Raw genomic sequence first — 24,147 nt, forward strand, 5'->3', positions numbered from 1 at the left:
CCGCCACCAGCACGATGAGGATGGCAACCACGAAGGCCCACACGGTCGTTGCGCCGTGGTACGAACGGTACGCAATCAGAGCAAGCATGTTCAGCGGATACCCCTGTCGTGTGGCCTCAGCAGACCCGCGTCGCCCGCCCCTCTGCCGAATGCGTGTCGAAGGTGCCGCAGATCCGCGGTCGTCAGCCGAAGAACGCGAGGTCAGAGGGCATGTGCCGGTGATCTCACCAAGCGCCTTCTAAGCGCTTGGCCGCAGGTTCGAGTCCTGCCGGGGGCGCTCTTCCGCTCCGCGTCTGTGCAGGTCAGTGCGGTGCCGTCCGTGGCAGGCCGACTGGCCGTTCAGGCCTGGAGTCCGGCATTCGCCCGCTCGACGACCCGCACCCCGCCCGCCCCCAGCACCGCGACCGCTGCCGTGTGTGTGTCCTCGACCGTCAGGTCCGCCAGGCTCGCCTCGGGGCGCCGGCCGAGCTGTTCCGGCCAGGTGAGGACGGCCGGGGCGGCGTCCGGGGCGGACACCTCCAGCTCGCGCAACGGCACGTGCAATCCCACGCCGAGTGCCTTCAGTGCGGCCTCCTTGCGGGTCCAGGTACGCAGGAAGGCGGAACGGCGCCCGGCGGCGGGGCGGGCGTACAGCGCGCTCAGTTCGGTGGCGCCGAGCGCTGTGCGTGCCGCCGCGTCGACGTCGAGACCGATGCCGTCGTCCTCCACGTCGAGCCCCACGGCCGCATCCCGGCAGACTGCGACCCCCACCACGTTCCCGCTGTGGGTGACGGAGAAGTCGACGTCCGCGTACGGCGACCCCGCCGGCACCGCCAGTCTCACCTTGCCGTGCGGTCCGCCGCAGCGTGGGCACACCCGGCGCAGGGGCACGTCGGCCGGAGACAGCCCGAGCAGTTCGCCCAGGGTGAGGCGACTGAGCGCGCACCCGACCAGGAAGCGGGCCTTGTCGTCCGGGCGGGCCGTGGCCTCGTAACGGGCGCGTTCCACGGCGTCGAGCAGACCGAGGAGCCCCGGCCGGGCGTCGCCCGACCGCGCCCACCGCACCAGCACCTCGTGCTCCGTCACGGTCCCTCACCCTGATCCGCCGACCGGCCCACGCCCTAGACTCCTGCCCGCCGCCTACAGCGACGTCGCCGACAAACGATGACCACGACCACGACGACCACGAAAGCAGCCGGATGCGTCTGCACACACAGGAGTGGGGAACGGGCGACCGTCTCGCCGTCCTCGTCCACGGCATCATGACCGACCACCGCACCTGGCACGAGCTGGCACCGGTGCTCACCGGGCGGGGTTACCGCGTCCTCGCGGTGGATCTGCGGGGCCACGGCGCCAGCGGGCGCGGGGCGTACGCGCCCGCGCTCTTCGCCGAGGATCTTCTGGAGACCCTCCCGCGCCACCCCGAGCTGGCGTTGGGCCACTCCCTGGGCGCGCTGGCCCTGGCTCTGGCGGTGGAGGAGCTGGCTCCGGCGCGTGCGGTCTATTCGGAGCCCGCCTGGCGGCTGAGCGGGTCGGAGGGTGGGCTCGACCCGGCCTTCTTCACGCTCTTCAAACGCTCGCCCGAACTGCTGACCAGCTTCTCCCGCCCGCGCGACGACGCCGCGGCCGAGGGCGCCGAGCGACTCACGACCGAGCGACTCACGACCGAGCAACTCACGACCGAACGGCTCACCGTCGAACATCTCGGAGCGGAGCGACCCACGGCCGAAGGACTTACGGCCGAACGACTCACGACCGAGCGACCCACGGCCGAACGACTCACGACCGAGCGACCCACGGCCGAACGACCCACGGCCGAACGGCTCACGGCCCAGCGACTCACCGTAGAACAGCTCGCGGCCCAGCGGCTCACCTTCGAACGGCTGGCCCTGGACGCCTGGGACGAGAACACCGCCCTCGCCCTCTCCGCCCACCGCCTCGTCGACCACACGCCGGAGAAGGCCGTCGTCCCCTCGCTGGTCCAGGTGTCGGACCCGAGCATGCTCGTCAGCGCGCAGGGGAGGGTGGAACTCGGGCGACGGGGCTTCGAGGTGCGTACGGTGCCCGACGCACCGCACGCGATCCACCGGGACCGATTCGACGCGTTCGTCGAATCCCTCTCGGGATGGCTGTGAAATCAATGCGGCGGAGAATCAACGCACTCACACCGTAGAACACGCCGCCCCGCGGTCAGGCCATTTCCTGGAATCAGTGCACCGCGCGCAGCATGCGCGTCACATTGATTTTCGTCGGCGAAAGGCCGAGTTCCACACTCTGCATCATCCGCTCGCCGTTCAGTCGGCCATAGGCGAGCAGATCGACGTTGGCCAGGCTGAATTCCGGCCAGGTGTGAATGCTCAGATGCGATGCCGAAAGCAGCAGAATGGCGGTGACGGCGCCATTGGGGAAAACGTGCGAGGCCTCACCGAGCACCTGGGCGTTTCCCTTTTCGGCGGCTGTGCGCAGCACCTGGAGGAGACGCTCCTGGTCGGTCAGGATGCTGTGATCGCTCACCCACACGTCTACCGCGTAGGAGCACAAATCGTCGACGTTTATACCCTCGGTGGCGAGGCTTGCGGGGTTGGTCATGGGGAACCGGGGGTCGCTATCCGCTGCCCCCGTCTCCTTTCACATAGAGGTGCGCTGGTCCGCGCGGCCGAAGGGGAAGGTCTCGAGGCCGAAAACCGACGCTCGGTGTGGCCCAGCGTAGCATCCGGGTCGCTCTACGGCTCGCGCACGCACGCTGTCAAGGGGTACGCCGCCTCCCTCATCGCCGCTCCCCGAAAATTCGGTAAGCATTTCCGCGAACACCCCGAAACAGCGTTTCCCATTCCTCCTGTTCCTTTCCGAATTCACCGATCCGCGGGTGCGTCCGGTCGCCGCCGCGCCAGCCCGTATACTCGATAGACATGTATTCCATCAGCCCGCCCGGAGCAGCTTTGTGAAAAACGCGCCTCGACACCGTCGGAGTACCCCCGCCGATCGAGTGCTCACAGAAGTCGCGGAGGCCGTCAGGCTTCAGGAGGGCCCGCCCGGAGTGCGTTCCGTGCTGCGTGCCCTGCGTCGTCTGGCCCCCGCCTCGACCAGGGACATCAGCCGGGCCACCGGCCTGCCCGTCCCGATCGTGGCCGCCCTCGGGAACGAGCTGCGCCGACGCGACCTCCTCACCAAGGAGCGTCCCTCCCGGCTGACCCCGGCCGGCCTGGACGTCGTGGCCGAGCTGGGCATGGACCTCACGCTGGATGCGACCTGCACCACCTGCGAGGGCCGCGAACTGGTCATCCCCGACGTGCTGGAGGAGGCGGTACGGCGGCTCAGCGACCTGATGGAGTCGGGCCCGGCCGCCGACATGTCGATCGACCAGTCCCACTGCACGCCCGAGACCAAGGTGCGCCGCGTCCTGGCCCTGCTCGCGGCGGGCGCGCTGCCGGGCGGCAATCTTCTGCTGATCGGCGACGACGACCTCGTCTCCCTGGCCGTCGCCGTCGTCGGCGACGTGCTCGGCTCCCCGATCGTCGAGCGGGTGACCGTCGTCGACATCTCCCCCGAGATCCTCGCCTACATCCGGAAGGTGTCGGCCGGTCTCGGCACCCGCGTCGAGACGGTCGAGCACGACCTGCGCCACCCCCTGCCCACCGAGCTGCACAGCGGTTTCGACGTGGCGATGACCGACCCGCCCTACACCGCGGAAGGCGCCCGCCTGTTCCTCTCGCGTGCCGTGGAGGGCCTGCGCCCCGGCCCCTCGCACAGCGTCTTCTTCTCCTTCGGCGGCAAGAGCCCGGACGAGATGCTCGAGGTCCAGCGCGAGATCATGGCGCTCGGGCTGGTCACCAACGGCTACATCCGCAACTTCAACGAGTACCAGGGCAGCGGCATCCTCGGCGGGGTCGGCTTCTTCCAGCACCTCCTCACCACCACCTCGACCGCCTCCCACCAGGGCGACTTCGAAGGCCCCCTCTACACCGGTGACAAGCGGACGCGCCAGCGCGAGTACACGTGCGTGGCCTGCAACACCGCGCTGCGCGTCGGCCCCGGCGCCCGCTGGACGTCCGTCGCCGCACTGCGTGACGAGGGCTGCCCCCAGTGCGGCAAGGGCCCCTTCCGTCCGGGCCGCCTGGTCGCCGCCGACGAGCCCCCGACCACCCTCGCGGTCACGGTGGACGAGCCGGCCCCCGCACCCGTACCCGTATCGGAACCTGCACCGGCACCGGCCCCGGCACCCATCGCCACCCCCGCCCCGGCGCTCGCGCAGCCCTCCCACTCCCTGCGACCCGGCTGGCAGCGCCCCACCCCCGAGTCCCGCGCCGCCCTCGAACAGCGGGCCCGGCCCTGCCTCACCCGTCAGGCCGACGAGGGCGACCTCCCGGCCATCGGGGAGTTCGAGGCCGAGATCGCCCGCATCTCCTTCGGCGAGGACGCCGTCGACGACCCCGCCCGGCACGCGTCACGCGTCGGCCGTTCCATGGAGAAGTCGAAGGAGGGCATGATCGTCGCCCACCGCCCCGACGGCGACACGGTCGGCTGGTGCTGGGTGAGCATCAACCAGAACCAGATGACGGCGACCGTTACGCCAACTTCCGCTCCCTCGCCGTCGCCCCGCTCGACAACCGCGCCGACGTCGCCGAACTCCTCCTCACCGAAGGCCTGGAGTTCTGCCTGGCCAACGGCATCACCGAAGTCGTCGGCCGCGTCCACGTCGGCAACGTCCCGATGCGCACGGTCTACCGCAAGTTCGGCTTCGACCCCGCCACTCTGACCATGAAGCTGCGCCTCCCGGAGGAGGAATCCCGATGACCGGCGCGACCGGCGCGACCGGCGCGAGCAGTGCACCCGACCCGACCGGTTACAACCCCGACCGGATCAAGTGCGTCGTCTGGGACCTGGACGGCACCCTGTGGGACGAGATCGCGGTGGAGACCCTCACCGACGAACTGCCGGTCCCCCGGCCCGAGATGCTGGCCGCGATCGACGCGCTGGCGGCCCGCGGCGTGCTCAGCAGCCTCGCCAGCCGCAGCGCGCCCGCGGTCCTCGACCGGATGGACGCCGTGCCCGGCCTCCGGGAGCGCTTCCTCGCCCCGCAGGTGTCCTGGCAGGACAAGAGCGAGTCGCTGCGCCGCATCGCCAAGGATCTCGGGATCGCCGTCGAGGCACTGGTCCTGATCGACGACTCCCCGTACGAGCGCGCCGAGGTGGAGGCGCTGCTGCCGGGCGTGCGTACCCTCGACCCCGGCGAAGTCCCGGCGCTGCTGGCGGCGTTCGAGGACCGCGAGGTCACCCCCGAGTCGCGGGATCGGGTGCGCCGCTACCGCACCGAGGAGACCCGCCGGGCCGAGGGCGAGCGCTTCCAGGGCACCCGGGAGGAGTTCCTGCGCTGGTGCGACATGCGCCTCACGGTCGGCCCGGCCGTCGCCGAGGAGGTCCCGCGGGCACTGGAACTCGCCGCGCGCACCCACCGTCTGAACTCCTCCGGCCTGACCCCCGACCGGCTCCGCGCGCTCGCCGCCGCGGACGGGCACGAGCTGTACACCGCCCGGATGTCCGACCGCTTCGGGGAGTACGGCATCATCGGCGCCGCTCTCGTCGACCGGACCGCCCGCGGTTCCTGGTCGTGCCGCTGCTGGCGCTCTCCTGCCGGGTCGCCGGCCGGGGCGCCGCGGCGGCGTTCCTGTTCTGGCTGATGGAGCGGGCGCGGGAGTCCGGTGCAGAGGACTTCCGGGTGACACTGCGGCCGACGGACGCCAACCTGGAGATGCGGATCCTGCTCCGCCAGGCGGGCCTGCGCCGTACAGAAGCCGACGACAGCGCCGACGGCAGCACTGTCGGCGACGACGGGGCGGTCCTGGCCCGCACCCTCGACAGCGGTGGCGGTGGCGGCGACCTGCCGAAGCCCCCCGCCTGGCTGCATGTCTTCACCCGAAAGGACGCCGACGCGTGACCGAGGCCCACTCCCCCTCCTCCCCCTCCACCACCACCTCCTCCGCGGACCGCGCGGCGGTGGAGGAGGAGCTTCGCGCGATGATCGCGGAGGCCGCCCGTCTGGACGCCGCCGTGGTAGCAGGACTCCCCGCCGACACCGACCTGTTCGGCCCGGAGATCGGCCTGACCTCGCTGGCCGGGGTGACGCTGCTGGGCGCGGTCGACGCCCGCTTCGGCGTCGATGTCGCCGCGCTGGACCTCAGCCTGGACAGCCTCCAGTCCATCGCCACCCTGGCCGACTTCGTGACGGCGCACCGGAGCACCCTCTGAGGCGCACTCCCCCGCGCGTGCGCGACAAGGGTGATCGGCGGATGCCGCCGTGACCTGCCCGGGGGGCCGGCGTTGAACGGGGAGTGCGGTGGCGCGACCTGCTGCCGTGCGAACCGAACCACAAAGGAGAATGTGATGTCTCGCATCGCGAAGGCAGCCGCTGTCGCCGTCGGCGCCGGCGCCATGATGGTCAGCGGAGCCGGCCTGGCAATGGCGGACGCGGACGCGCAGGGTGCGGCCGTTGGCTCGCCGGGCGTCCTGTCCGGCAACGTGGTCCAGGTCCCGATCCACGTGCCGATCAACATCTGCGGCAACACCGTCAACATCGTCGGCCTGCTCAACCCGGCCTTCGGCAACACCTGCGCCAACGTCAGCAACCACGACAAGGGCGAGGACAAGCACGAGGACAAGGGCGGCCAGCACCACAGCGGCGGCGACGCCAGTGGCTACGGCGGCTGACGTCAGCTCGCAGCAGCACCCCTAAGGGAGAGCCCCGGCACCTCGAGCGCCGGGGCTCTCCCCTTTTCCCTGCCTCCCTCACGCGTACCGGCAGCTTTCCCTGCCGCCTCTCGTGTACCGGCAGCGCTCACGCGTACCGTCGGCCATACCGTGGCCGCCTCACGCGTACCGGTAGATCCGTCCCGCGTCCTCCAGCTGGTCGGGGGTCACGTTCCACGGAGGCAGCCTCTGGTGCCGGGCGACGACCCGGCGGAACTGACTGCTGTCCGGCAGCGGCGGTTCGGCGGGCAGGTAGCGGTGTGTCCTGTGGCGTCGCTGCCAGCGGGTCCACAGAAGGTCGATGAAGGCGTGGTGGAGCCAGAACACCGGGTCGTTGACGGACGCCCCGCCGACCATGGCCCCGCCGACCCACCGGTGCACCCGGTTGTGGTTGAGCCAGGCGGTGCTGCCCCGGCCGGTCCCCCACCCCTCCAGCTTGTTGCGGAAGCCGCGGGTCACCGTCGAGTCCCAGGGCGAGACGTCGTAGACCGGGTCGCTCAGCGCCCACTCCACGTCGGCCTTCGTCGGCAGCCCGATCGGGTCGCGGGCCCGGCCGAGGTCGCGGGTGAGGAACTCCGTGTCGGTGACGCCGTCCCTGATCGTCCAGTTGCCGGTGGCGTGGGCGAACGGCCCCGTCATCACCTGCCGGTCCGAGCGCCGACCGTTGCCGCCGAGCAGGTCCGCGGTCCACGGCACGGAGGTCGTCGCCCGGTCCCGCGTCCAGTCCCAGTACGGCACCGTGACCGAGGGATCGACCCGGCGCAGCGCTTTCTCCAGATCCAGCAGGAACCGGCGGTGCCAGGGCAGGAAGGAGGGCGTCATGTGGGCCGTGCGCAGGCCGCGTTCGCCGTCGGAGGTGTAGTAGTCGATGTGCATGCGCACGAACTCGTCGTACTCGCCCCGGCGTTTCAGCTCCAGCAGGGCTCGGACGAAGCGTCGGCGTTCGCCGGTGGTGAGTGTGCTGACGTCCTTACGGATGTAGGCCATGGTCTCCCCCCATGTGTGTGTGACGGCCGGTGGCGGCGGCGGGCCGCAGCATCTGTCCGGGGCCCAGTTCGTCGACGGCGGCTCGGACCGCCTCGAGCGGATCGGCGTACGAGCGGTAGTGGTCGACCATGCTCAGCCAGGTGCCGTCGGCGCGGCGCATGAGGTGCAGGGGGCGGCCGTCGACGGTGACCTCCCAGCGGCCGGTGTCGGCAACGCCGACCGGCGGAACGAGGCGGCCGAGCAGGTGGCGGCCGAGGTAGGTCTCGTCGAAGGCGTTTGCCCCGAGCCCGAGCCCGAGCGCGGGTGCGGGTGCGGGCACATGGCCGTGGCCGTGACCGTGGCTGTCCTGGCGGCGGGCCGGCCGGGAGGCGGCCACCAGCGGCGCGAGTGCGAGGGCCGCGGTGGCGCCGAGCAGTCCGCGCAGCGCACTCCTGCGTGTTCCGCGTCTCGCCTTCCGTGCCGGGCCCGTGGTCACGTCGGCGGCTCCGTCCACACTGACGACCATGTGTGCTCCTCGTCCGGTTCCGTTGTCACAGCGGTAACCGTCCGACGGCCCGCGGGGTCACCGTGCGGACCGGAAAGCGGCCGGGAAAGGCGACAGGCCCGGACGGCGGGTCCGGGCCTGTGGTCGGGTGGGCCGGTCGGCTACAGGCCCTGGCCGACCTCGAGGTCGGCGCCCGGCACCGTCTGGACGACCGGGGTGAGCACACCGGCCTGCGGCAGCTGAAGGTCCGGCAGGCCGAACCGGTCGGCGTCGGGTGCGGTGAGCGGGGCGTCCAGGGCGAGGCCGGGGCCGAGGGTGCGCACGTCGGAGGCGGGGACGTCGAGGCCGACGTGGTTGAACCCGTCGCCGAGGACCTCCGGCAGCGGCGAGCGCATGCCCAGACCGGGAAGCCCGGCGGCGACCGGCAACTGCGGGACCACGCGCTCCGGGATGAGGCGGCCCTCGACGTACCGCGGGCCTTCGGGGGCGCCCGGCACCGGCACCGGGATCTCGCCGCCGATCTTGGGCAGTTCCACGTGGAGGGACTTCTCGACGCCGTCCAGCGGGACGGGGACGGGAACCGTGCCGACCGCGGCGGCTGAGGTCGCGGAGGCGGCGCCGGCCGCGGCCGCCACACAGGTGAGCACGGCGGCGAGGGTTCCTCGGGTGGTCGACTTCATCTCGGGTACGGTCCCTTTCGGAGTGCTGGACGGGCTGTGCCTGCGTACCGGGTAACGAGCCGGAAAACGACATCAGTTCACAAATCCCTCGGATGCCGCATTCGTACGACAGTGGGATGGTCGGGCCGTCCGGACATGCCACCGGCGAGTCGTACGGGCGGTGTCCCTGGTGGGCCGTGGCGCACGCCGCGGGTGCCCGGGCCGGGGTCGGGAACCCCGCGGTCGTGGCGATCCACGCCGGAGCGCATCGGCGGCACGGCACGTTCGCCCAGGTGCCCGGAGTCGGGCCGGGGCCGGACGCCAGGAGCCGGACAGGACACAGGACAGCACCGGCGCGACAGCAGGGCAGGGGGTCAGCGCCGGGTGCCGGCTTGGGATCCAGGGACTTCGCGGCTCGGCCGGCGGGGACGACCCGCGAGGCCGCCACGCCGCCACGCCGCCACTTCGCCACGCCGCCACACCGGCACCCCGCCACACGGGGAGTGCCGACGACGGCGTGGGCCCCCGGCCACCACCGGCCGCCACCGGCCGCTACGGCCACCGTCAGGCGCCGCCGAGCCCCTCAGGCGCGCAGGCTACGGGCGGGCAGGATGATGTGCGCGGCTGCCTTCAGGGTCTCCTCGTCGCCGGCGAACGCGTTCAGCGCCTCGGCGGCGACCGTCGAACCGGGCGCGTCTCCGGGCCAGGGGCGGGTGGTGAAGAGGAGGTAGGCATAGCCGCGCTCGGCCACCGCCTCGAGCCACTCCGGCGGCACCGTGCACTGGGTCCTGAGCCATGGCATGGTCACGACGGCCTGGCCGGCCACGACCAGCATGGTGACGGGCAGACTCAGCTTCTGGGTGCCGTCGGTGATACCGCCCACGACCAGGCCGCTGTACTCCAGCAGCCTCTCGACGGCGGCGGTCGCGCCCTCATGGCCGCCGGGACCGTTGCCGAGGGAACAGGCGAGGAGGTAGGGCATCGCGCGGCCGTCCGCGGCCTCGCCGCTCCACGGCATCATGACGAGGGTTCCGAGGTCGGCGACGGGGAAGGGGCGGGTTGCGCCGGGGGTTGTGGTCACCGCGCGACCCTAAGGCGTCCCGGCGGTCCGCCCGGACGGTTGTCACCCGGGCGGAGGACACCGGGCGGGTGCTCCACACGAACGAGGGACCGGTCCGCCGACCCGCCTCGAACACCGCGGACGGCCGGTCCGTCCGTGGCGCGAGCCGCGTCCGGAAGGCCTCCGGGCGGTGACGTCAGCCCTGCAGGGGCAGGCCGCCGAGGAGCGACTTCGGGGCGTTGAGCGCGGTGGTCGCGTCCTTGACGCCGCTGAGCGGGGAGTTCTTGTTCTCCGTGTCGAGCGTGTCCGACTGGTGCTGCAGCGGCATCACGTCGATGGGGCCCTTGGTGAGCGTGTTGACGGCGCCGTTGAGGCTGGTGGGCGTGAGGTCGGCGGTGTCGTGCGCGAATGCCGGTGCGGCGGCACCTGCGATCACGAGGGATCCGGCAACGACAGCGGCAGCCTTCAGGGACTTCATCGGGGACCTTTCTTCGGCAACTCGGCAACTCGGCAACTCAAGTCACCAGCGAGACTCTGACGCCGTGTCTAACGATGTGCGGCGACGGCGGAAACCCCGGACGCGGAAGAATTCCGCACCCCGACACGGGCCCACCCGAACGCCGAGGTGCGGAAAGGGGAACCGGCCGTCAGGCGTCGGGGGCCTGCGCCTTGGGGGTGAGCGGCGACGCCTGCGCCGGCAGGGTGGACGGCGTGACCGGCAGGGCCGGGGTCGTCACCGGCAGGGCCGGGGTCGTCACCGGCAGGGCCGGGGTCGTCACCGGCAGGGCCGGGGTCTCGGCCGGCAGGGTGGAGACCTCGGGAAGGTCGCCCAGGCCCGTCAGGTCCGTCACGTCCGTCACGTCCGTCAGGGTCGGCAGGGTCGGGAGTGACAGGCCGTCCACCAGGGAGGTGACCAGGTCGCTCAGGCCTGTCACCAGGCTCGTGGCCGCGGGGAGGATCTGGTCGACGTCGCCGGAGGTGGCCGCCTCGAGCAGCGCGCCGAGCTGCTTCTCCACGGTGGCGAGCAGGTCGTCCGTGATGTCGGCGGCCCGTGCCCCGGGGCCGACGCGATCACCGTGGGACGGCGTCGTGGCCGGGCCGGTGGACTCGGCCACCCGTGTCAGAGCGTCCTCGGCGGCGGCGCCCAGCCTCTTCGCCCGGTCGGCGCTCCTGCCCTGGCTGGCGGTCCTCAGCGAGGTGTCGAGCAGGTCGGTGACGGGAGCGAGCGCGGGTTTGATGTCGTCCAGGCTCCGGGCCCTGGCAAGCAGCGCGTCCGCGCCGGAGAGAGACGCACTCGGCACCGCATGAGTGCGCTCGCGGGTCGCTTCCCCATCGGCGGCCAGGGCGGAGGGAGCGGCGATGCCGAGAAGGAGGGTGGCGCACAGCGCGGTGAGGGCGGCACGCCGAACGGGCAGACCACGCATGGGGGTTCCTTTCGATATGCGTCGAGTCGCAGGTTCAGCGTGAAAGCGCGTGTCACGCCCGCAACAGCACAGTTGCCTTCCGTCACCCCCGCGTGTGACGTGCCCCCTGGCGGGACGGCACGGCACGGTCCACCGGGCGGTCGCGGCACCCTGCCGCCATTCGTGGCGACACGCGGGAGCGACGGCCGCGACACCTTGGGCCCGACGGGTGGGCCACCTGCACGGACAACGCGAACGGCCGCCCTCCTGACGGAAGGGCGGCCGTCTGACGTCGCACGCGTCGTGACCTCGGTCGAGGTGACGTCAGTCGTTGATGCAGGTGTTGCCGAACGCCGGGTTCAGCAGCCCGATCACGTTGACGGTGTTGCCGCAGACGTTGACCGGAATGTGGATCGGAACCTGGATGACGTTGCCCGACAGCACGCCCGGGGAGTTGGCGGCGACAGCTTTGGCGCCACTGTCGGCGGCGGCGATGCCGGAGGCGCCGGCGACGGCCGCGGCGGCAACGGAGGTCAGGACCAGGCCCTTCGCGATACGCGACATGGAGAGGTGCTCCTTGGGGGTTTTGACACATACACCCGGGCGGGGATGCCCGGCGGTGTGTCAACGCGTGAAAGCGCCCGGAGTTTTGCCTCCGAACGGGTGACGTGACGGCGTCCCGGTCTTCACAACTCCGACACAGATGCCCGACTTCTCCTTGTTAATCCTGATTATGACTAGAGTGACGGCTCGTCCCGCCCGCTTGTCGCCAGCACACCGCACCTGCTCCGAAAGGGCCACGCCGGTCATGCGCCATTCCCTGGGTCCGCTGCTGCGCCGGGCGTCGGTGGTCTTCCTCGCCCTCGCCTCCCTTTGTGCCCCGGGCGGCGCCCTGGCCGCCCCGGCGCCGCCCTCCGCCGAGGCCGAGCGCCTCGCCTTCACCCAGCGGTACCGCGCGACCTTCACCCAGCGGTACGGCGCGACCTTCACCCAGCGGTACCGCGCGACCCAGCACGGCGGCATCGCCCGGGCGGCCAACTCGGCCGTCAGCTGCCGTACGACACCGGCGTCCGCCACCCGAACCGCGCCTGCCTGCACGGCTGTCCGGGAGGGGCGGGCGGCGGCCAACGGCGACTTGGACATGTTCTACGTCGATGTCGACCGCGACCCGAACACCTACAACTCCTCCCGCGCCGAGGTCCGCCTCCCCGAGGGCTCCCGGGTGACGTACGCGCGGCTGTACTGGGGCGGCAATCTGCGCGTCGGTGAGCGGAAGTCGCCCAAGGACAACGGGCGGGTGCTCGTCGCGGAGCCGGGCGGCGCGTACAAGGCGGTGCTCGCGGACACCGTCACCGGCCACCGGGTGGCTCGGGGCGCCGACGCCTTCCAGGCCTCCGCGGACGTCACGGGGCTGGTGCGCGAGAGCGGGGCGGGCCTGTACACGGTGGCGCAGGTCAACATGGCGATGGGCAGGTCCGCGGCCGGTGCGTGGGGCGGCTGGACGCTGGTGGTGGCGTACGAGAACCCGCGGGAGCCGTTGCGGCACCTCGCGGTGTGGGACGGCTTCGACGCGCTAGGTCCGGGCGCGGGGCAGGAGATCCGGCTGCGCGGGGTGCCGTTCCCGCGCGGTGCGGGCGGCCGGGCGGGGCTGGTCGCCTACGACGGCGACCGCGGCCGTTCGGGTGATTCGATCACGTTCTCGACGGCTCGCGGGGGGTCTCGGCGCTCTCCGACCCGGTCAATCCATCTGACGATGTGTTGAACTCCACGATCAGCGAGCCGGGGGCGGCTCCGGCGGCGCGTGTCCCGGCGTACGCCAACACACTCGGTTACGACTCCGATGTGTTCGATCTGCGAGCGGATTTGCGGCGCGGCGGTGACCAGCTGGCCTTCCGGCTCGTTTCCCAGCGGGACGCGGCGTGGGCCGGCGTGCTCTTCGTCGCCGTCGACACACGGAAGCGGTAGACGCGTTCCCGCCCCGTCCCCGAGCGCCACCCGTGAGCGAGGAAACCGCGCGATGCACCAGCCAGAACCCGACGTCGGACCGCGGGTCCTGCACCTCACCCAACCCGTGGACGGCGGGGTCGCCCGCGTCGTGACGGACCTGGCGCGCGCCCAGCTCGCCGCCGGGCTGCACGTCACCGTCGCCTGTCCCGACAGCGCCCTCGCCGAGGACCTGCGGTCCCTGGGCGCGGACGTACGGCGGTGGGAGGCGTCGCGGGCGCCGGGGCCCTCGCTGCCCGGCGAGGTGCGGCGGCTCGGACGGGTGCTCGACGCCGTGCGGCCCGACCTGGTGCACGCGCACAGTGCGAAGGCCGGGCTCGCCGGGCGGCTCGCCGTCCGGGGGCGGATCCCGACCGTGTTCCAGCCGCACGCCTGGTCGTTCGAGGCGGTCGGCGGGGCCACCGCCGCTCTCGCCCTCAGGTGGGAGCGGTTCGGAGCACGTTGGGCCGACCGGCTGGTGTGTGTCAGCGAGGCCGAGCGGGCGACCGGACAGCGGGCCGGGATCGCCGGGCAATGGACGGTCGTCCCCAACGGCATCGATCCGCGGCGCTTCCACCCGGCCCCCGTCGACACCGTGCGCGCCGCGCTGCTGCCGGGCATCGACCCGGCCGCGCACTCGTGGTGTGCGTGGGGCGGCTGTGCCGGCAGAAGGGGCAGGACGTGCTGCTGGCGGCGTGGGACGCCGTCGCGGCCAGGGTGCCGGGGGCCCGGCTCGCGCTGGTCGGCGACGGCCCGGACCACGACGCGCTGCGCTCCCGCGCCCCGGAGTCCGTGCTGCTCGCGGGGGCCGTCGCCGACGCCGTCCCCTGGTACCAGGCCGCCGACCTGGTGGTCCTGCCCTCGCGCTGGGAGGGCATGGCGCTGGCCCCCCTGGAGGCGCTGGCCTGCGGCCGGCCCGTGGTGGTGACCGATGTGGACGGCGCCCGCGAGAGCCTGCCCCCCACGCTCGCGCCCCGCTGTCTGGTCGCCCCCGAGGACGCCGCCGCGCTGGCCCGAACGGTCACCGAGCTGCTGCTCGACCCGCTGCTGCGGGAGTCCCTCGGCCGTCAGCCGTCCGCAGCCGGTCACCCGGCGCGCGTCGTGCCCACCGAGTGCAGGGAGTCCATCCACTCGTGACTGCGGAAAGCACCGTCCCCTCCCCCGGCACACAGCCCGGGTACGCCCACGTCTCGGTCCTGCCACGGCGTGAGAGCGGAGCGGGATTCCGGTTCCCGGCCCGGCGGCCCGCCACCCGGCCCCTCTCGCCGCTGCCCCTGCTGCTCACTGACGGTCTCGCCGCGCTGGCCGGCGCCCTGGCGCTGACCGGGGCACAGCGCCGGCCGCTGCTGGTCGCCGCACTGGTGGCGGCCACGATGCTGCTGCGCCCCAACCGCTCCCGGCCGGTGGCCGGGGTCCTGGACGAACTGCCCTCCGTCTGCGGCCGGATCGCGGTGGCGTGGTTCACGCTGGGGGCGCTCGTGGCGGCGTACACCCCGGCGCACGCGCTGTCCGCGCGGACCCTCTTCCTCGGGTTCACGGCGCAGGCCCTGGCCGCCTGCACCGGCCGGGCCGTCGTCCACCTGTGGCGCCGCCGGGCGCTGCTGCGCCGCCCGCGCGCCGCGCTCGTCATCGGCCCGGCGGCCACCGCGCAACGGGTGGCCGCGGCCGTGCTGCGCCACCCCCGCTACGGGGTACGCCCGGTCGGCATCGTCGCCGAACACCCCGGCCACCCCGACGGCACGGAGGCGCTGCCGGTGCTGACCACCGGCCAGGAGGTACAGCGCGCCCTCATCCAGAACGCCGTCCGCGAGGTCCTGTGCGTCCACCCCTCGGTGCGCACCGCGCAGGGCCCGCTGCTGCGGGCGCTCGCCGAGTCGGGCTGCACGGTGTGGGAGGTCGACGCCGACACCCCGTCGTACGCGACCCGTGAGCAGCTCGCCGGGTTCCCCTGCCGGCGGCTGGACATGGGCGCCGGGCGCGGCGGCGGCCTCGGCAAGCGGCTGCTGGACATCGCGGTGTCCGGGACGCTGCTGCTGCTGGTCAGCCCGCTGCTGCTGGTGTTCGCGGCGGTGCTGCGGCTGACCAGCGGGCCGGGTGTGGTGTTCCGGCAGGAGCGCATCGGCAAGGACGGGCGCCCGTTCACCCTGCTGAAGTTCCGCACCCACCGTCCGGTGGACGAGCACGAGTCCGCGACCCGGTGGAGCGTGGCGGGCGAGGTACGGATCAGCCCGTTCTGCCGCTTTCTGCGCGAGACCTCGCTGGACGAGCTGCTCCAGCTGTGGAACGTGCTGCGGGGGGACATGAGCCTGGTCGGGCCGCGCCCCGAACGCCCGTATTTCGTCGGCCAGTTCAGCCAGACCTACCCCGGTTACGCGGCTCGGCACCGGATGCGGACCGGGATCACCGGCCTCGCCCAGATCCACGGGCTGCGCGGCGACACCTCCATCGAGGACCGGGCCCGTTTCGACAACGCCTACATCGACAACTGGTCGCTGTGGCAGGACATCTGCATCCTGCTGCGCACCGCGGCCGCCCTCGTGCGACCGACCGGGAGCTGAAACCGTCCGATGAGTCCCGCCCTGCCCGTGCCCCGTGTCCGGACGCTGTCGCCGGTGCTGCCCGTCGTCGCCGTGGTGGCCCTGCTCGCGCTGCCGGTCTCCCCCGGCGGCGAGGGCGGCGCGGGACCGGCCGACGCGCTCTCCGCGCTCGTCGTCCTGTTCTGTGCGGTCCGGCTGCTGCGGCAGCGGCGGCGCCCCCTGTCCCGTACAGCGGCCGTGGTGCTGGGGCTGCCGGTGGCCGGGCTCGCGCTCGCCGCGATGGGGGCGTCCTCACCGGGCGCGGGCATCGGCGGCCTCGGCCGCTACCTCCAGGTGTTCGTCCTGGTCCCGGCGGCGGTGCTGCTGCTGATCCGCGACCGGTCCGACTTCCGGCTGCTGGCCTGGTCGTTCGTGGGTCTCGCGGGCTGGCAGGGCGCGGTCGGCGTGCACCAGTACGTCACCGGGACCGGCGCCTCCTACCAGGGCGAGGAGATCCGGGCGGTCGGCACCTTCGGCGCGCAGGACGTGATGGGCATGGCGACCGTCGTGTCCTTCGGGCTGGTCTGCGCGGCCGGCCTGGCCCTGGGCCGGTCCCCGGTACGACAGCGGGCCATCGCCACCGCCTGCGCCCTCGGCCTGCTGCTGCCGCTCGCACTGTCCTTCAGCCGGGGCGCGTGGATCGCGACGGCGGTGACCTGCTCGGCACAGCTGGCGCTTGCCGGGCTGCGGCGGGCGCTGAAGGCCGGCGCGGTCGTGGTCGCCGCGGGCGTGGTCCTGGTGGGCGGCTTCGGCGTCGGTACGGCGATGCTCCAGGAGCGCATCAGCAGCATCACGCAGGTCGCGGACGCCCCCGACCAGTCGGTCACCGACCGGTACACGATGTGGGCGGCGGCGGCCGGCATGTGGCGTGAACAGCCGCTGACCGGAGTCGGGTTGAAGGGTTTCCCCGAGCACCGGGACGCGCACGCCTCGCTGGCCCTGTCGGCCGGCAGCGACACCGAGGGCGCCGGCGCCGGCTACCGCAAGCAACCGCTGCTCTCCCCGCACAACATGTACCTGCTGATCCTGGGCGAGCAGGGCCTGATCGGGCTGCTCGCACTGGCGGGCAGCTGGCTGGCGCTGCTGGTGTGCGCGCTGCGCGGGCTGCTGCGCGCCCACCGGCACCGGGCGCCCGGCCTCGACTGCGCCCTCGTCGCCTGCGGTCTCCTCGTCTGGCAGCTCACCGACTTCCTGTACGCCGACATCGGCGGGCCCTCGACGGTGTTGACGGCGGTGGTGCTGGGGCTCGCCGCCTGGTGGGCGTTGGCCGCGGGCGAGGAGGCTCCCGAGGGCGAAGGGCCCGCGGGTCGCACGGGACGCGCGGAGGTCCTCGGGAGCGGCGGGCGCGAGGAGGCGCTCGGGCGATGACGGTGACGCCTTCCCGGACCCCACGGGCGGACGGCGACGCGGACGGTGACGTGGACGTGGACGTCACGGTCGTGTCGTCGGCGCGGCCGACCGCACGGCACGGGAAGCGGCCCGGGAAGGCGTCCGGGGGCTCGCCCGAACCGCCTTCGGCCTCCGGAGGGTTCCTCGCCCGTGCCGCCCTGGTCACCGCCGCCCTGTCGGTGGCCGGGTCGCTGCTCGGGCTGGTCCGGGACCAGGCGCTGGCCCGGCTGTTCGGGGCGGGCCGGGACACGGACGCCTTCCTCGTCGCGTGGACGGTGCCCGAGTTCGCGGCCACCCTGCTCATCGAGGACGGGCTGGCGTTCGCGCTGATCCCGGCGTTCAGCATGGCCCTGGCCCGGCGCGCCCAGGGGGCCGGCGGCGACCCGGTCCGTGCCCTGGTCGCCGGGACGCTGCCGCGGCTGTCGCTGGCGTTCGTCGCGGTCGGTGTCCTCGTCGCGGCCCTCGCTCCCCAGGTGGTCGGGGCCCTCGCGCCCGGCCTGCCCGACCCCGCGCTCGCCGTCGACTGCACCCGGCTCACCGCGACCTGCGTGCTGAGCTTCGGGCTCGCCGGGTACTGCAGCGCGGCTCTGCGCGCGCACCGGCGGTTCGTGGCGCCGGCGGCGATCTACGTGGCGTACAACACCGGGATCGTGGCCGGGATGTTCGTGCTCGGCGAGCGCTGGGGGGTGCGGTCGGCGGCGGTCGGGGTCGCGGTGGGCGGTTGCCTGATGGTCGCCGTACAACTGCCTTCGCTGTGGCAGCAGTTGCGCAAGCGTGGGGAGCAGGCGGCCGGGGTGGCCGAGGAGCCGCGGCCGCTCGGCGGGGCGGTCGTGGCGACCGTGCTGCTGTTCGCGCTGTGCCGGCAGTCGCAGGTCCTGGTCGAGCGGTTCCTCGCCTCGCAGTTGCCGTCGGGGGCGATCTCGCATCTGAACTACGCGCAGAAGGTCGCGCAGATGCCGATGATCCTGTCGCTGATGGTGTGCACGGTCACCTTCCCGGTGGTCGCGCGGGCACTGGCCGAGGGCGACACCGAGCGGGCCCGCGACCGGGTGCGGCGGGACCTGGCGCTGGCCGCGTGCGTGGTGCTGCTCGGCACGGCGGTGGTCGTGGCCTGCGCGCCGCAGATGATCGAACTGTTCTTCCAGCGGGGCGCGTTCACCGCGCGGGACAGCTCGGCGACCGCGGGCGTGATGCGCGTGTACGCGCTCGGGCTGCTCGGCCAGACCCTGGTCGGGGTGCTGGCCCGCTCCTACTTCTCGACGGGCCGCGCCTCCTGGTACCCGGCCGGCGCGATGGCCGTCGGGATCGTCGTGACCTCCTGGCTGGGCGCGCTGTGCGTGACGCCCTGGGGGGTGTACGGGATCGCCGCCGCCAACGCGGCCGGCATCACCGTGACCGCCCTGGTGCTGCTCGCCGGCACCGCGAGCGGGCCGGCCGGTACCGCCTCGCGGCGGGGCGCGCACCGCGTCCCGCGCAGTGTGCCGCTGCATGTCCCGAGCGTGCTGCGTGACCTGAGCCGTCCGGTGGGGGCGGCCCTGGTCGCGACGCCGGCCGGTGCCTTCGCGGGGGGCCGGTTCGTCGACCCCGCGGCGGGGCTCGCGGCCGGAACGCTCACGGCGGCCGCCGTCTTCGTCCTGCTGGGCTGGGCGCTGGGCGCCCAGGGAATCGCCTCCGCACTCCGATCCGTACGTTCCGCGACCCGAAGGCTGCCGCATGTCCGTTCCCGTTGACTCCGCAACCGACTCCGCAACCGGCCCCGCCCCCTGGGTGGCGATGTACCACTCCGTGGGCGACTGCTCCGAGGATCCGTACCGCATCACGGTCACGCCCGAGCGGCTGGACCGGCAGCTGACCTGGCTGGCGGGAAGGGGCCTGCGGGGCGTCTCGCTGGCCGAACTGCTCGCCGCCCGCGCGCGGGGCGAGGGCCGCGACCTGGCCGGCCTCACCTTCGACGACGGCTACGCCGACTTCCTCACCGGCGCCCTGCCCGTGCTGCGCCGGCACGGCTGCACCGCGACCCTCTTCGTGCTGCCCGGCCGGCTCGGCGGCGACAACGCCTGGGACCCGCTCGGCCCGCGCAGACCGCTGCTCTGCGCCGACGGCATCCGCGAGGCCGCCGCCGAGGGCGTCGAGATCGGCTCGCACGGCCTGACCCACCTCGACCTGACGAAGGCGGACGACGCCACTCTGCGGGCCGAGACGGCCGGCAGCCGCGCCGCCCTCGCCGACCTGCTCGGCACCGAGGTGGCGGGCTTCTGCTACCCGTACGGGACGGTCGACCGGCGGGCCGTCGACGCCGTACGGGACGCCGGATACGCGTACGCCTGCGCGATCGACCCCGGCCCGCTGACCGGGCCGCACGCCCTGCCGCGCATCCACATCGGGCAGAACGACACCGCCGTCCGGCTGTTCCTCAAGCACCGGCTGCACCGGCTGCGCCGCCGCCCCGTGGCAGGCCTGCGATGAGGGCGCTGCACGTCATCACGGGCCTGGGCGTCGGCGGCGCCGAGCAGCAACTGCGGCTGCTGCTTCGGCACCTGCCCGCCGACTGCGACGTCGTGACGCTGACCAACCCGGGGTCGGTGGCCGACGGGCTGACCGCGGACGGGGTGCGCGTCATCCACCTCGGCATGGCCGGAAACCGCGACCTGGGCGCCCTCCCCCGCCTGGTCCGCATCATCCGCTCCGGCGGCTACGACCTCGTCCACACCCACCTCTACCGCGCCTGCCTCTACGGCCGCCTCGCCGCACGCCTCGCCGGGGTCCGCGCCCTCGTCGCCACCGAACACTCCCTGGGCGACTCCCAGATGGAGGGCCGCCCGCTCACTCCGGGCGTGCGCGCCCTGTACCTGGCCGGTGAGCGGCTGGGCCGGGCCACCGTCGCCGTCTCCGCCACGGTCGCCGAACGCCTGCGGCGCTGGGGTGTCCCGGCGAACCGGATCCAGGTCGTCCCCAACGGCATCGACCTGGCCCGCTTCGCCTTCGACCCGGTCCGACGCCACCGCACCCGCCGCCGCCTCGGCCTGCCCGACCACGCCCGGGTCATCGGCGGCATCGGCCGGCTCCACGCGGGCAAACGCTTCGACGTCCTGATCACCGCCCTGGCCGCACTCCCGGCCGACCACTACCTCCTGCTGGTCGGCGGCGGCCCCGAGGAGATCGCGCTGCGCCGCACCGCGTACGAGGCGGGGGTCGCCGACCGCGTCCTGTTCACCGGCGAACGCCCCAGCGGCCCGGACGGCGGTCCCGGCCCCGACCTGCCCTCCCTCATCTGCGCGATGGACGTCTTCGCCTCCCCCTGCCCCGAGGAGGCGTTCGGCCTGGCCGCCGTCGAGGCCCTGGCCTCGGGACTGCCGGTGCTGTACGCGTCCTGTCCGGCGATCGAGGACCTCCCCGCGCACACCGCGCCCGCCGCCCGCCGTGTCACCGGCGGCCCCGAGGCGTTCGCCCGGGCGCTCGCCGGGACCCGTGCCGCCGCCCCCGGCCCGCGCACCGCGGCCGAGGCCGCCCGTCACTACGACATCACCCGCAGCGCCGCCCGCCTCATGGACGTGTACGCGGCCACCGTGGCCCGACAGCCCCTGCCGTCCCCGTCGTCCGCCCCGTCACCCCAGGGAGTCCCCTCGCCATGACCGACAACCCCACCAGGCCACACCGCCGGTCCAGCGCCCTGCACCGCGCCAGGACGCTCCCGCCGTGGTCCCTGCTCGCCGCGGGCGCCCTCACCGGCGGTCTCCTCGGTGGCGCGTACGGCGCGCTGAAGCCGCCCGTGTACACGGCCACGGCGTACGTCGTCGCCGTCCCGACCGAGAAGTCCGACCCGGCGTCCGCGCTGGGCTTCGCGCAGGCCTACGGCCGGGTCGCGACCCAGCTCGCGGTGCTCGGGGACGCGCAGGTGTGGGCGGGCGTGCCGGTCAAGACGCTCCAGGGCGCGGTGCGCACGGCGACCTCGCCCGACGCGCCGATGGTGTCGATCACCGCGACCTCCTCGCGCGCCGATCTGGCCTCCGACATGGCCAACGCGGTGTCCCGCGCGCTGACCCGGCACGCCGCCGAGGCGCAGGCCACCACCAACGTCGAACTGGAGCCGTTCGCCCGCGCCGTCGAACCCGCCGAGCCCTCCTCGGCGTCCCCCACGGTGACCGGGCTCGTGGGCGCGAGCGCGGGCGGCCTGCTGGGGGGCCTGCTCCTGCTGGTGCGGCCGAAGGGCAACCGGCGGGAGGCCGGGAGACCGGCCGCCGTGCCGAGCCCGGCACTCGCCGCCGACGCCCACGGAACGCTGTGAAGCCGGCGTACACCACCGAAGTCGTCACCGACGAGCAGGACTTCGCCGCCCTCGCCCCCGCCTGGGCCCGCCTGTACCGGCGGTGCGCGACGGCCACCCCGTTCCAGAGCCACGCCTGGCTGCACTCGTGGTGGCTGTCGTACGGCGGAGGCGGCCGGCTGCGGCTGGTGGTGGTGCGCTCCGGCGGCGACGACCTCCTCGCCGTCGCCCCGCTGATGGCCGTACGCCGTCCGCTGCCCGCGCTGGTGCCGCTCGGCGGGGCGATCTCCGACTACGGGGACGTACTGCTCGACGACGAGCGGGCGGAGACGGCCGTGGCCGCGCTCACCGAGGCGCTCGCGGCGGCCGCCCGCACCGCGCTGATCGACTTCCGTGAGGTGCGGCCGGGCAGCGCGGTGGAGCAGGTGTACGAGCGCTGGAGCGGGCCGAGGCGCCGGGTGAGCGACTCGGTGTGCCTGGAGCTGCCCGCCGTACCGATGGACGAGCTGGTGGCACGGCTGCCGTCGGCGAAGGCGCAGCGGGTGCGCGCCAAACTGCGCAAGCTGACCGCGCTCGGCGTGCGGCGCGAGGTCGTCCCCCCGGACGGGGTGGACTCGGCGCTGCGGCGGCTGCTGGAGCTGCACCGGTTGCAGTGGCAGGGGCGGAAGGTGACGAACGAGCACCTGCGTGCCCGCTTCTGCGAGCACCTGGTGCGCTCGGTCGGTCCGATGGTGCGCTCCGGGGACGCGGTGGTCACCGAGTTCCGCCTGGACGACGACGTGGTGGCCGTCGACCTCACCCTCCTCTCGCGCCGCCTGGCCGGCGGATACCTCTACGGCGCCCATCCGCGGCTGCGCGAACACAAGGCGGACGTGGCGGTGATGCTGCTCGACGCCTGCGCGGAGCACACCCGGCACCGGGCGCGCGGCACGTTGAGCCTGCTGCGCGGAAACGAGCCCTACAAGCACCACTGGCGGCCCGAACCGGTCGTCAACCAGCGGCTGTTGCTGGCCCGTCGGCGCACCGCCCCGCTGCTGTCGGCGGCGGTGTGGGACGTGGCCGCGCGGCGGCGGGGCAAGGAGCTGCTGCGCCGCCGCGACGAGCGACGGGAACTGCGGGAACTGCGGGAACTGCAGGAACGTGCCGGTGGCGGCAGGCCCTGACATGGGCCTGCGCCATCGGGCGCACACCGCGGGGACCGCTCAGCGGTCGCGCGGCCACCAGTCCAGCCGCACGCACAGCTTGCCGCCGATCCAGTACTCGACCCAGTCGCCGAGATCCAGCGGCGAGCAGTTCACCGCGGGCAGCGGGGTCGGCTCGGTCGTGGGCTCCTTCGAGGGCTCGGGAGTCGCCGGCACCGGAGTCGTGGGTGTGGTCGGTGCGGTCGGTGCGGTCGGTGGGCTCGGTGTCGCCGGTTCGTCCGTGCGGCCGGAGAGCACCGCGCGGTAGACCTCCGACGCCTTGGGGTTCTCCGAGCACTGCCACACACCGTGCGGGCAGTAGTCGGTCACCGTGTTGTACAGCGGTTTGTGCTCGTCCATCCAGGCGAGCATCCGCCGCATGTACTCGGCGTTGTCACCGTTGCGAAAGAGCCCCCATTCGGGATAGGAAATGGGCTTGCCGTGACTTTTGGCGAAGTCCACGTGTTCCTGGAGTCCGTAGGGCTCTGCCACCTGCTCGTCGAAGGAAGCTCCACTCGGCTGGTCGTAGGAATCCATTCCGACGATGTCGACGGTGTCGTCCCCCGGATAGCACTGGGTCCAGGGAACGGCGTCCCGGCCACGGCTCGGCGTGAAGTCGAACTTGAACTTCTGGCCCGGCACCGCCCGCATGGTGGTGACGATCCGCTTCCAGTACGTCTTCCAGGCCTCTGGGTCCGGCCCGCAGCGATGGGTGTACGTGATGCCGTTCATCTCCCAGCCGAGCACGATCACCGTGTCCGGAGCGCCGGCCTGCACCAGCCGCTCGGCCAGAGCCCGGAAGTGGTGATCGAACTGGCCGGCCGCGCCCTGCCGCAGCAGCAGCCGCACCTCGGCGTCGGCCACGCCCTCCTCGTTGCGCTCCAGCATGGGGACGTTGAGGACGAGCATCCGGTCGTCCTTCTCGGCCCGCCAGTCCGCCCATACGTCGAGGAAGTCGGGCCGGCCCTCGATGTTGCTCCACCGGTCGCCCGGCAGGTAGGTGTGGCCGACCCGCAGCTCGGCGCCGTCCAGCCAGTCGCTGAGCTGGGCCATCCGCGCCACGCCGGAGGGGCCGTAGTCGAGGTAGGCGCCGAAGGCGGGGCCGGACTTGGCGGTCGGCGCGGAGGTCGGGGTCGCGGTCGCGGTCGGGGTCGCGGTCGGGGTCGCGGTCGGGGTGGCGGTCGGGGTCGAAGCCGGAATCTGAGTCTGAGTCGCAGTCAGGCTTGCGGTCGGAGTCGGGGCGGGAGTCGCGCTCCGGGTCTCGGTCGGCGTCGGAGCGGGAGGATCGGCGACCCGTGCCACCCCGCGCCCGCGCCCGCGCCCGCGGCGAATCCTGGGCCGGACGCCAGTGCCGCCGACGCCGCGACCGCCGCCGCCACAACGGCCAGCCGCCGGGACCGGGCGCGTCGCTGCTGTGGGGCCATGCCTGCTCCTTTCT

Annotated in this window: 23 protein-coding genes and 3 pseudogenes; 16 read left to right on the top strand and 10 right to left on the bottom strand. The window is 73.4% G+C overall.

Annotated elements, in window-relative coordinates:
• Positions 1–339: 339 nt before the first annotated feature.
• On the bottom strand, positions 340–1,065 hold the full coding sequence (locus tag BM536_RS12470; RefSeq protein ID WP_245873467.1) for a 4'-phosphopantetheinyl transferase family protein: 726 nt from the start codon (positions 1,063–1,065) through the stop codon (positions 340–342).
• A gap of 113 nt (positions 1,066–1,178) precedes the next feature.
• Between BM536_RS12470 and BM536_RS12475 the strand changes: the two genes are divergently transcribed.
• Positions 1,179–2,114, top strand: a complete 936-nt coding sequence (locus BM536_RS12475) for an alpha/beta fold hydrolase (protein ID WP_073490810.1) — start codon at positions 1,179–1,181, stop codon at positions 2,112–2,114.
• A gap of 73 nt (positions 2,115–2,187) precedes the next feature.
• Here BM536_RS12475 and BM536_RS12480 read toward each other — a convergent pair whose 3' ends face one another.
• Positions 2,188–2,568 carry an S-adenosylmethionine decarboxylase family protein gene (locus BM536_RS12480; RefSeq protein WP_073490807.1) on the bottom strand — a complete coding sequence of 127 codons (381 nt, stop codon included), beginning with the start codon at positions 2,566–2,568 and terminating at the stop codon, positions 2,188–2,190.
• 448 nt (positions 2,569–3,016) lie between these two features.
• Between BM536_RS12480 and BM536_RS44330 the strand changes: the two genes are divergently transcribed.
• From BM536_RS44330 to BM536_RS12500, 5 genes are all read left to right on the top strand, one after another.
• A complete protein-coding gene (locus tag BM536_RS44330; RefSeq protein ID WP_342748798.1) occupies positions 3,017–4,735 on the top strand; it encodes a bis-aminopropyl spermidine synthase family protein in 1,719 nt (572 codons plus the stop codon).
• A 34-nt stretch (positions 4,736–4,769) separates the two neighbouring features.
• Positions 4,770–5,657, top strand: a complete 888-nt coding sequence (locus BM536_RS12490; RefSeq protein WP_245873471.1) for an HAD-IIIC family phosphatase — start codon at positions 4,770–4,772, stop codon at positions 5,655–5,657.
• 38 nt (positions 5,658–5,695) lie between these two features.
• Positions 5,696–5,914 (top strand): hypothetical protein, encoded by a 219-nt coding sequence (locus tag BM536_RS42765; RefSeq protein ID WP_245873473.1) that lies wholly within the window; start codon positions 5,696–5,698, stop codon positions 5,912–5,914.
• Positions 5,911–6,225 carry an acyl carrier protein gene (locus BM536_RS12495; RefSeq protein ID WP_245873474.1) on the top strand — a complete coding sequence of 105 codons (315 nt, stop codon included), beginning with the start codon at positions 5,911–5,913 and terminating at the stop codon, positions 6,223–6,225. The genes BM536_RS42765 and BM536_RS12495 overlap by 4 nt, the downstream gene beginning before the upstream one ends.
• Positions 6,226–6,360: 135 nt before the next feature.
• A complete protein-coding gene (locus tag BM536_RS12500) occupies positions 6,361–6,684 on the top strand; it encodes a chaplin (RefSeq protein WP_073490803.1) in 324 nt (107 codons plus the stop codon).
• Between the two features lie 159 nt (positions 6,685–6,843).
• Here the strand turns inward: BM536_RS12500 and BM536_RS12505 are convergent, their stop codons facing one another.
• From BM536_RS12505 to BM536_RS12535, 7 genes are all read right to left on the bottom strand, one after another.
• Positions 6,844–7,710, bottom strand: a complete 867-nt coding sequence (locus tag BM536_RS12505) for a tyrosinase family protein (RefSeq protein WP_073490800.1) — start codon at positions 7,708–7,710, stop codon at positions 6,844–6,846.
• Positions 7,694–8,215 (bottom strand): tyrosinase family oxidase copper chaperone, encoded by a 522-nt coding sequence (locus BM536_RS12510; protein ID WP_073490798.1) that lies wholly within the window; start codon positions 8,213–8,215, stop codon positions 7,694–7,696. Before BM536_RS12510 ends, BM536_RS12505 begins: the two co-directional genes overlap by 17 nt.
• Before the next feature lie 140 nt (positions 8,216–8,355).
• A complete protein-coding gene (locus tag BM536_RS12515) occupies positions 8,356–8,874 on the bottom strand; it encodes a hypothetical protein (RefSeq protein WP_094102929.1) in 519 nt (172 codons plus the stop codon).
• A 562-nt stretch (positions 8,875–9,436) separates the two neighbouring features.
• Entirely contained in the window at positions 9,437–9,934 is a 498-nt protein-coding gene (locus tag BM536_RS12520; RefSeq protein WP_073490796.1) for a DUF5949 family protein, read from the bottom strand.
• A gap of 175 nt (positions 9,935–10,109) precedes the next feature.
• On the bottom strand, positions 10,110–10,391 hold the full coding sequence (locus tag BM536_RS12525; protein ID WP_073490794.1) for a hypothetical protein: 282 nt from the start codon (positions 10,389–10,391) through the stop codon (positions 10,110–10,112).
• 169 nt (positions 10,392–10,560) lie between these two features.
• The gene (locus tag BM536_RS12530) at positions 10,561–11,337 is read right to left on the bottom strand and encodes a hypothetical protein (protein WP_211362871.1); all 777 of its coding nucleotides are present in this window, start codon (positions 11,335–11,337) and stop codon (positions 10,561–10,563) included.
• 303 nt (positions 11,338–11,640) lie between these two features.
• The gene (locus BM536_RS12535) at positions 11,641–11,880 is read right to left on the bottom strand and encodes a chaplin (RefSeq protein ID WP_073490790.1); all 240 of its coding nucleotides are present in this window, start codon (positions 11,878–11,880) and stop codon (positions 11,641–11,643) included.
• Between the two features lie 244 nt (positions 11,881–12,124).
• Between BM536_RS12535 and BM536_RS12540 the strand changes: the two are divergent.
• The 10 genes and pseudogenes from BM536_RS12540 to BM536_RS12580 all read left to right on the top strand — a co-directional run bounded on the left by BM536_RS12540 (position 12,125) and on the right by BM536_RS12580 (position 22,691).
• Positions 12,125–13,281: pseudogene (locus BM536_RS12540) on the top strand (DUF3344 domain-containing protein).
• A gap of 52 nt (positions 13,282–13,333) precedes the next feature.
• Positions 13,334–13,810 (top strand): annotated as a pseudogene (locus tag BM536_RS44335) (glycosyltransferase family 4 protein); the annotation flags it as partial.
• 23 nt (positions 13,811–13,833) lie between these two features.
• Positions 13,834–14,436: a glycosyltransferase family 4 protein gene (locus BM536_RS44340; RefSeq protein ID WP_342748799.1), complete on the top strand. Its 603-nt coding sequence runs from the start codon at positions 13,834–13,836 to the stop codon at positions 14,434–14,436.
• Positions 14,433–15,857, top strand: a complete 1,425-nt coding sequence (locus BM536_RS12550; protein ID WP_073490788.1) for an exopolysaccharide biosynthesis polyprenyl glycosylphosphotransferase — start codon at positions 14,433–14,435, stop codon at positions 15,855–15,857. The genes BM536_RS44340 and BM536_RS12550 overlap by 4 nt, the downstream gene beginning before the upstream one ends.
• 9 nt (positions 15,858–15,866) lie before the next feature.
• Positions 15,867–17,243: an O-antigen ligase family protein gene (locus BM536_RS12555; RefSeq protein WP_094102930.1), complete on the top strand. Its 1,377-nt coding sequence runs from the start codon at positions 15,867–15,869 to the stop codon at positions 17,241–17,243.
• Positions 17,240–18,994 (top strand): murein biosynthesis integral membrane protein MurJ, encoded by a 1,755-nt coding sequence (gene murJ / locus BM536_RS12560; RefSeq protein ID WP_094102931.1) that lies wholly within the window; start codon positions 17,240–17,242, stop codon positions 18,992–18,994. The genes BM536_RS12555 and murJ overlap by 4 nt, the downstream gene beginning before the upstream one ends.
• Entirely contained in the window at positions 18,978–19,730 is a 753-nt protein-coding gene (locus BM536_RS12565; RefSeq protein ID WP_094102932.1) for a polysaccharide deacetylase family protein, read from the top strand. Before murJ ends, BM536_RS12565 begins: the two co-directional genes overlap by 17 nt.
• Positions 19,727–20,896 carry a glycosyltransferase gene (locus BM536_RS12570; protein WP_094102933.1) on the top strand — a complete coding sequence of 390 codons (1,170 nt, stop codon included), beginning with the start codon at positions 19,727–19,729 and terminating at the stop codon, positions 20,894–20,896. Before BM536_RS12565 ends, BM536_RS12570 begins: the two co-directional genes overlap by 4 nt.
• Positions 20,893–21,549, top strand: a complete 657-nt coding sequence (locus tag BM536_RS12575; RefSeq protein ID WP_094102934.1) for a YveK family protein — start codon at positions 20,893–20,895, stop codon at positions 21,547–21,549. The genes BM536_RS12570 and BM536_RS12575 overlap by 4 nt, the downstream gene beginning before the upstream one ends.
• Positions 21,546–22,691: a GNAT family N-acetyltransferase gene (locus BM536_RS12580; RefSeq protein WP_073490783.1), complete on the top strand. Its 1,146-nt coding sequence runs from the start codon at positions 21,546–21,548 to the stop codon at positions 22,689–22,691. Before BM536_RS12575 ends, BM536_RS12580 begins: the two co-directional genes overlap by 4 nt.
• A 39-nt stretch (positions 22,692–22,730) precedes the next feature.
• Here the strand turns inward: BM536_RS12580 and BM536_RS12585 are convergent.
• Positions 22,731–24,133: pseudogene (locus BM536_RS12585) on the bottom strand (glycoside hydrolase family 26 protein).
• Positions 24,134–24,147 lie beyond the last annotated feature (14 nt).

This window comes from Streptomyces phaeoluteigriseus, assembly GCF_001896135.2.
Taxonomy (GTDB): domain Bacteria; phylum Actinomycetota; class Actinomycetes; order Streptomycetales; family Streptomycetaceae; genus Streptomyces; species Streptomyces phaeoluteigriseus.

What these genes read in the sequence shown, in the direction of transcription:
- BM536_RS12475 (WP_073490810.1), top strand. Translation starts at nt 1,179, where the DNA reads ATGCGTCTGCACACACAGGAGTGGGGAACGGGCGACCGTCTCGCCGTC.
- BM536_RS12480 (WP_073490807.1), bottom strand. Translation starts at nt 2,568, where the DNA reads ATGACCAACCCCGCAAGCCTCGCCACCGAGGGTATAAACGTCGACGAT.
- BM536_RS12490 (WP_245873471.1), top strand. Translation starts at nt 4,770, where the DNA reads ATGACCGGCGCGACCGGCGCGACCGGCGCGAGCAGTGCACCCGACCCG.
- BM536_RS12500 (WP_073490803.1), top strand. Translation starts at nt 6,361, where the DNA reads ATGTCTCGCATCGCGAAGGCAGCCGCTGTCGCCGTCGGCGCCGGCGCC.
- BM536_RS12505 (WP_073490800.1), bottom strand. Translation starts at nt 7,710, where the DNA reads ATGGCCTACATCCGTAAGGACGTCAGCACACTCACCACCGGCGAACGC.
- BM536_RS12510 (WP_073490798.1), bottom strand. Translation starts at nt 8,215, where the DNA reads ATGGTCGTCAGTGTGGACGGAGCCGCCGACGTGACCACGGGCCCGGCA.
- BM536_RS12515 (WP_094102929.1), bottom strand. Translation starts at nt 8,874, where the DNA reads ATGAAGTCGACCACCCGAGGAACCCTCGCCGCCGTGCTCACCTGTGTG.
- BM536_RS12525 (WP_073490794.1), bottom strand. Translation starts at nt 10,391, where the DNA reads ATGAAGTCCCTGAAGGCTGCCGCTGTCGTTGCCGGATCCCTCGTGATC.
- BM536_RS12530 (WP_211362871.1), bottom strand. Translation starts at nt 11,337, where the DNA reads ATGCGTGGTCTGCCCGTTCGGCGTGCCGCCCTCACCGCGCTGTGCGCC.
- BM536_RS12535 (WP_073490790.1), bottom strand. Translation starts at nt 11,880, where the DNA reads ATGTCGCGTATCGCGAAGGGCCTGGTCCTGACCTCCGTTGCCGCCGCG.
- BM536_RS44340 (WP_342748799.1), top strand. Translation starts at nt 13,834, where the DNA reads ATGGACGGTCGTCCCCAACGGCATCGATCCGCGGCGCTTCCACCCGGC.
- BM536_RS12555 (WP_094102930.1), top strand. Translation starts at nt 15,867, where the DNA reads ATGAGTCCCGCCCTGCCCGTGCCCCGTGTCCGGACGCTGTCGCCGGTG.
- murJ (WP_094102931.1), top strand. Translation starts at nt 17,240, where the DNA reads ATGACGGTGACGCCTTCCCGGACCCCACGGGCGGACGGCGACGCGGAC.
- BM536_RS12565 (WP_094102932.1), top strand. Translation starts at nt 18,978, where the DNA reads ATGTCCGTTCCCGTTGACTCCGCAACCGACTCCGCAACCGGCCCCGCC.
- BM536_RS12570 (WP_094102933.1), top strand. Translation starts at nt 19,727, where the DNA reads ATGAGGGCGCTGCACGTCATCACGGGCCTGGGCGTCGGCGGCGCCGAG.
- BM536_RS12575 (WP_094102934.1), top strand. Translation starts at nt 20,893, where the DNA reads ATGACCGACAACCCCACCAGGCCACACCGCCGGTCCAGCGCCCTGCAC.